The organism is Pseudochelatococcus contaminans (genome assembly GCF_014195635.1).
In the GTDB taxonomy this organism is placed as follows: Bacteria; Pseudomonadota; Alphaproteobacteria; order Rhizobiales; family Beijerinckiaceae; genus Pseudochelatococcus; species Pseudochelatococcus contaminans.
Genome location: NZ_JACICC010000031.1, coordinates 1 through 5927, shown reverse-complemented (window position 1 = coordinate 5927; position 5927 = coordinate 1). Strand labels below are relative to the sequence as shown.

General features: G+C 63.1%; 5 protein-coding genes. 3 read left to right on the top strand and 2 right to left on the bottom strand.

Features of this window, described 5'->3' with window-relative positions; genetic code table 11:
• Window positions 1-252 precede the first annotated feature (252 nt).
• Both chrA and FHS81_RS18295 read right to left on the bottom strand, forming a co-directional pair.
• The gene (gene chrA / locus FHS81_RS18300) at window positions 253-1620 is read right to left on the bottom strand and encodes a chromate efflux transporter (RefSeq protein ID WP_037094409.1); all 1368 of its coding nucleotides are present in this window, start codon (window positions 1618-1620) and stop codon (window positions 253-255) included.
• Entirely contained in the window at window positions 1620-2441 is an 822-nt protein-coding gene (locus FHS81_RS18295) for a chromate resistance protein ChrB domain-containing protein (RefSeq protein ID WP_037094406.1), read from the bottom strand. Before FHS81_RS18295 ends, chrA begins: the two co-directional genes overlap by 1 nt.
• Window positions 2442-2694: 253 nt before the next feature.
• Between FHS81_RS18295 and FHS81_RS18290 the strand changes: the two genes are divergently transcribed.
• Genes FHS81_RS18290 through FHS81_RS18280 form a run of 3 tightly spaced genes read left to right on the top strand, consistent with a single transcriptional unit; the run spans window position 2695 to window position 5842 of the window.
• The gene (locus FHS81_RS18290; RefSeq protein WP_037094404.1) at window positions 2695-3912 is read left to right on the top strand and encodes a tyrosine-type recombinase/integrase; all 1218 of its coding nucleotides are present in this window, start codon (window positions 2695-2697) and stop codon (window positions 3910-3912) included.
• Window positions 3909-4853, top strand: a complete 945-nt coding sequence (locus FHS81_RS18285) for a tyrosine-type recombinase/integrase (protein WP_037094402.1) — start codon at window positions 3909-3911, stop codon at window positions 4851-4853. Before FHS81_RS18290 ends, FHS81_RS18285 begins: the two co-directional genes overlap by 4 nt.
• A complete protein-coding gene (locus FHS81_RS18280; protein ID WP_037094399.1) occupies window positions 4850-5842 on the top strand; it encodes a tyrosine-type recombinase/integrase in 993 nt (330 codons plus the stop codon). Before FHS81_RS18285 ends, FHS81_RS18280 begins: the two co-directional genes overlap by 4 nt.
• Window positions 5843-5927: the final 85 nt, after the last annotated feature.

Genomic DNA, 5927 nt, shown 5'->3' with positions numbered 1-5927 from the left:
GGGTCATTATGCCGTAAGTCGGATTATGCCGATTTCGGGTGCGTAATACTGAAATTGCAGGCCATGGTCCTCTTCGCGCTCGGCATAATCCGCCGCCCAATGAAGCTCAAGGTACGCTGAAGAACCCGTTGGGATTAGTACGGTTGAGATCCGATTATCCGAATGCGGATTCTGCGAGCGGCGGGTTTTACACCTTTATCGATCTTTCGACGTTGCCCTTGGCTCTCGTTTGGATGGTGAGAGCGGGTCACCTTAGGCGATGTTCGTCACCCCTAGCACCAGGCCAACGGCCGCGCATCCAGCGAGAACGGTCACTGGTCCGAGCTTGAAGCGGAACACTGCGATAAGAGCGGCCAGCACCAGCACCGCAGCAGGCAGGTTCAGTGTAGACCAGACGGGCACGTCGATATCGAGGCCGAAGGAGGTGATCGAGCGCACCTCGTCGAAAACCACATGCAGGCCGAACCAGACTGCGAGGTTCAGGATCACGCCCACCACGGCGGCGGTGATCGCCGTCAGCGCTGCCGACAGCACCTTGTTGTCGCGCAGTCGCTCGATGAAGGGCGCACCGAGGAAGATCCAGAGGAAGCACGGCGTGAACGTCACCCATGTCGTCAGAAGCCCGCCCAGCGTTCCCGCCATCAGCGGCGACAGGCCGCCCGCGTTGCGGAACGCGCCCATGAAGCCCACGAACTGTGTCACCATGATCAGCGGGCCGGGCGTGGTCTCGGCCATGCCGAGCCCGTCCAGCATCTCGCCAGGGGCGAGCCAGCCGTAGTTCTGCACCGCCTCCTGCGCGACGTAGGCCAGAACGGCATAGGCGCCGCCGAAGGTCACAACGGCCATGATGCTGAAGAAGCCCGCGATCTGGGAAAAGACGTTCGCGGGGCCGAAGACCGCGAACAGCAGGGCGACCGGTACCAGCCACAGCGCGAGGAACGCCGCCGAGATGCGAAACGCCCAGCCGCGGTTGACCTGCGTGTGGGCGGGCGACTCTTCGCCCAGGAGGGTATCGGCGTCATCGACCTGGACCTCGCCCACCTTGCCGTGGCCGCCGCCGCCATGGAAGGCGGGCAACCCCACACGCGCTCCGAAGAACCCGACCAGACCCGCCACAAGGATGATGAGCGGAAACGGCACCGCGAAACCGAAGATCGCCACGAACGAGGCGGCGGCGATGGCGATCATTGCGCCGTTCTTCAGGGCGCGCGAGCCGATGCGGATGACCGCCTGCACGACGATGGCCAGCACCGCCGCTTTCAGCCCGAAGAACAGCGCCTCGACGGCGCCAACATTGCCGTAGAGCGCATAGATCCAGCTCAGCGCCATGATCGACACAATGCCGGGCAGCACGAAGAGCAAACCCGCGATGATGCCGCCGAGCGTGCGGTGCATCAGCCAGCCAATATAGACGGCGAGCTGCATCGCCTCCGGGCCAGGCAGCAGCATGCAGTAGTTGAGGGCATGCAGGAACCGCTTCTCGCCCAGCCAGCGCTGCTCCTCGACGAGGATGCGGTGCATGAGCGCGATCTGGCCCGCCGGCCCGCCAAAGCTCAGGAGCCCGATTCGGGCCCAGATGCGGGTGGCCTCCGCAAGGGTGGGGAAAGCGCGGTCCCGCATCACTCCGGCCTCGGCTTGTTGGTGGGCCAGTTGTGGGTCTCGTCGGTTGCGTCACGAGCCCAGCGATAGAAAGCGTCATAGAGCGGCATGCCTGCTTCGAGCTGCTCCAGGTCGTCGGAATACATCCGCGACAGACCGAGCGAGGCTGCAAGAAGACCGGCGGCCTCGGGCGCCAGATCGAGCCGGGCGGTGTCGGCGCCGCGGACGATGTCGGCCAGCCGGTCGAGCGCGGGAATATTCAGGCCGAACTCGGCCAGCATCACGTCGAAGGTGCAAAGTTCGCGCCTATGGCTCCAGAACACGTTCTCGATGTCGAAGGGCGAAGCATCGTAGCGTTCGGCGACGCCGACGACCTCGGCGGGCGCCACAAAGAGGATGATCGCACGGGGATCGAGAAAGCGCCGGATCAGCCAGGGGCACGCGATGCGGTCGATCTTGGGGCGCGACCGGGTGACCCAGATGGTGCGGCCCTGCGCGTCGCGCGCTGGCAGCTTTGCGGGATCGATCAGGGGTAGCTCGGCCGCACGCCAGGCTTCGAACCCGCCCTCGAGATACTCCGAAGGGCAGCCTTCGGCGCGCAGCCAGGCGGCCGCGCCTTGGCTGCGCCGATGGCCGGCCTGGCAGACAGCAATGGATGGCTGCCCGGCGAGCTGCGGAGCGAGGGCGGCGAGCGCCTGGTCGTCGATCCGGGTGGCGCCAGGGAGCAACCTTGGATCGGCGGCAAAATCTTCCTCGGAGCGCACGTCGATCAAGAGCGGTGCGCGAGGGGTTCCGATGATGCGGGCGAGCTTGTCGAACGAAATGGCATTAGGCGCAGGCATGTGCGTTCCTCCGTCGCCGGGGTTGAACAGGAACGCGATCTTCGGCTGGCGCCTCGTGGGGAGCTCGCAATCCCCATGATTGTAGATACGAAAGGCGAGGACACCACGTCAAGAACTCTATATGCGCGTCAGCACATCGGACATGAAATCGAGGGAAGGTCTTGGTCACACTTGCCGCTAAGCAGAAGATCGACTGGTCACAGAGCGGGGATTCGGCGCGAAGTTTATTGCTCCACCAAGATGGAGCACAGAAATGGAAAAACCCGATCACACATGTCTCGATCAGTATCTCGCGGCATTTGAAGAAAGCCTTGCATCCAGAAACTACAAGCCGGACACGCTGACGAATTACCGCTATCTATTGCGGCGCTTCGGTCGCCTGCTCGACGCCGAGGGCATTGCGCCCTCGGCATTGACGCCAGACTTGGCTGTCGAACTGGGACGGCGGTTGCCGACCACGCCGAAAAGCCAGATCAAGGTTCCCAACCTTGCCAGACTGTTCGTCACGCATCTGATTGAGATAGGAGTGGCGACACGACCGCCGCTGACACCCGCACAGGCCGAACGTCGCGAACTGCTGGACAGCTTTGAAACCTACCTTCTGCGGCAACGCGGCCTCAGCCCCCGCTCTGTCTATCATGTGCTGAGGTTCGCGGACCGCTTTCTCGATCATCGCTTCGGCGACCGTATGCTCGACCTGCCGGCGCTGAACGCGCAGGATGTTGTCGCGTTCATGGAGCACTTACTCGCGCGCAAGCGCCCGTTCCGCGACAAGACGCCAGCAACGCATCTGCGCAGCTTCTTCCAATATCTGTTCGCGCAGGACCATACGACCACGAACCTGTCGCTTTGCGTCCCCAGAGCACGCAAGCCCTGGGGCGCAAGGCTCCCTCGTTATCTGTCGCCCGATGAGGTGGAGGCCGTCGTGGCCTCCGTGCGCACCAATCCGCGGCGCGGCGCCCGTGACTACGCCATGCTGCTGTTGATGGCCCGCCTCGGCCTGCGCGCGCCGGAAGTCATCGCTGTCCAGTTGTGCGACATAGACTGGCGCGCCGGCGTACTTCTGGTTCGTGGAAAAGGGCAGCAACATGACCGGCTGCCAATCCCACCGGACGTCGGCGAAGCGATCACCCGGTATCTACAGGTGGAACGAACCTCAACGACCACGCGCACGCTGTTCGTGACGCATCGGGCGCCCAACCGTCCGTTCAAGGACAGCCAGGTCATTAACGCCATACTGAAGGAGGCGTTCGCGGCGACGGGCGTGAAGCCGCCGACACCCTATGTGGGATCGCATGTTCTGCGCCACAGCCTGGCGACGAACATGGTTCGTGCCGGCGCCTCACTGGAAGAGATCGGCGATCTGCTGCGGCATCGGTCGCGGGCAACGACGATGATCTACGCGAAGCTCGACACGGACGGGTTGCGTTCCATTGCGCAGCCTTGGCCGACCTCGGAGGTGGCACGATGAGCTTCCTTGCCGAAATGGACCGCTATCTCACCATCAGAAGGCAACTCGGCGCCAATCTGAGCACCGATGAACGGATACTTCGCCGCTTCGTAACCTTCGCCGACAACGGCGGTGCGCAGTACGTCAGCGCCAGCCTGATCATGCGCTGGCTCGAAAGCCTTCCCTCTGCAAGTCCAGGAACACGGGCAACGCGCTTCAGGGTGGCCCGCCAATTTGCTGAGTGGTTGCACGGCATGGACTCCAGACACGAGGCTCCGCCCCGGGGATTGGTGCCGGGTCGCGTTCAGCGTGTGCATCCATACATCTATAGTGACGCCGAAATCGTCGCGATCATCGACCAAGCGCGGACGCTGCCATCGGTCTACGGCCTGCGCGGCCTGACCTGCTCAACCCTCTTCGGCCTGATCGCCGTGACCGGACTTCGGATCAGCGAAGCTCTCGGTCTCGATCCTCACGATCTCGATGCCGAATCCGGAGTGCTTCGTATCCGGCAGGGCAAGCTCGGCAAAGAACGGTTGCTGCCGCTGGCCCCGAGCGTCGTGGAACGGCTGGAAAGCTATGGTCGCGAGCGGGATCGGCTGCTCGGGCGCAGGCCGGAAGCATTCTTCGTGACCTGTGAGGGGCGTCGTCTTGGCGATTGCGGCGCACGCTACAACTTCGCGCACGTCTGCCAGCAGATCGGGCTGCGGCAGCCGCAGCTTCATCTTCGGCACGGTCGTGGACCACGTATCCACGATCTTCGCCACACCTTCGCGGTGCGTACCATGCTGAGCTGGTATCGGTCGGGCAAAGACGTCGGTCGCGAGATGATCAAGCTCACGACATGGCTCGGTCATGCGCACCCCGCCCACACATACTGGTATCTGGAAGCGGTCCCGGAGCTGCTGGAACTGGCCTCCGCTCGAATAACAGGCGTGGCGGCGGAGGTGGAAACCCGATGAAGGCGACCAACTTCCCCGCGCTGATCCAGCGCTTCTTCACCGATCGGCTCTTAACGCAGATGGAAGCAAGCCATCACACCGTCGCTGGCTACCGAGACACATTCCGGCTGCTGATCCGGTACGCAAGCTCACGGTGTGGAAAGCCACCCACGAAGCTGACGATCGAAGATCTCGATGCCGATCTTGTCGCCGACTTCCTGACACATGTGGAAACGGCGCGCGGCAACACGGCCCGCACCCGCAATACGCGTCTTGCCGCTATCCGCTCGTTCTTCCGCTACGTTGCATTGACCGATCCGAGCTGGCTTCTTCATTGTCAGCGCGTTCTCTCGATGCCGAACAAGCGGTATGTGAAGCGGAGCGTGACGTTCCTTGACGCTGGGGAGATAGCGGCGCTGCTGGCAGCACCGGATCGAATGACATGGGTGGGGCGACGTGATCACGTCCTGCTGTTGCTTGCGCTTCAGACGGGGTTGCGGGCGTCCGAACTGATCAACCTGCGCTGCAAGGACGTGATCCTCGGCACCGGCGCTCATATCCGGTGCATCGGCAAGGGCCGGAAAGAACGCAGTACGCCTCTTCGTCGCGATACGGCCAAGCTTATCCAGAGCTGGATCGGCGAGCGCCGCGACGGCGATGGCCCGCTGTTCCCGTCGATCCGGGGCGAGGCGCTCAGCCGTGATGCTTTGGAGCACTTGGTGCGCAAGCATTGCCTGAAGGCATCACAAGCGTGTCCGAGTCTTGCAGGCAAACGCGTCACGCCACACACGCTTCGCCACAGCACGGCGATGGAACTGCTCCATCACGGCGTCGACCAATCCGTGATCGCATTATGGCTCGGGCACGAATCCGTGGAAACGACCCAGATCTATATACACGCCGACATGCGGCTGAAGGAAAAGGCGCTTTCTCAGGTCGCCGGCCCGGAAACACATCCCGGGCGGTATCGTCCCAGCGACGAACTGCTCGCCTTCCTCGAAGCGCTCTGATTATGCCGAACTGCCGCATGGCCGAAAGCCGGCGTGACAGCCGAAAAGCTCGGCCATGCGGCATAATCCGACTTACGGCATAATG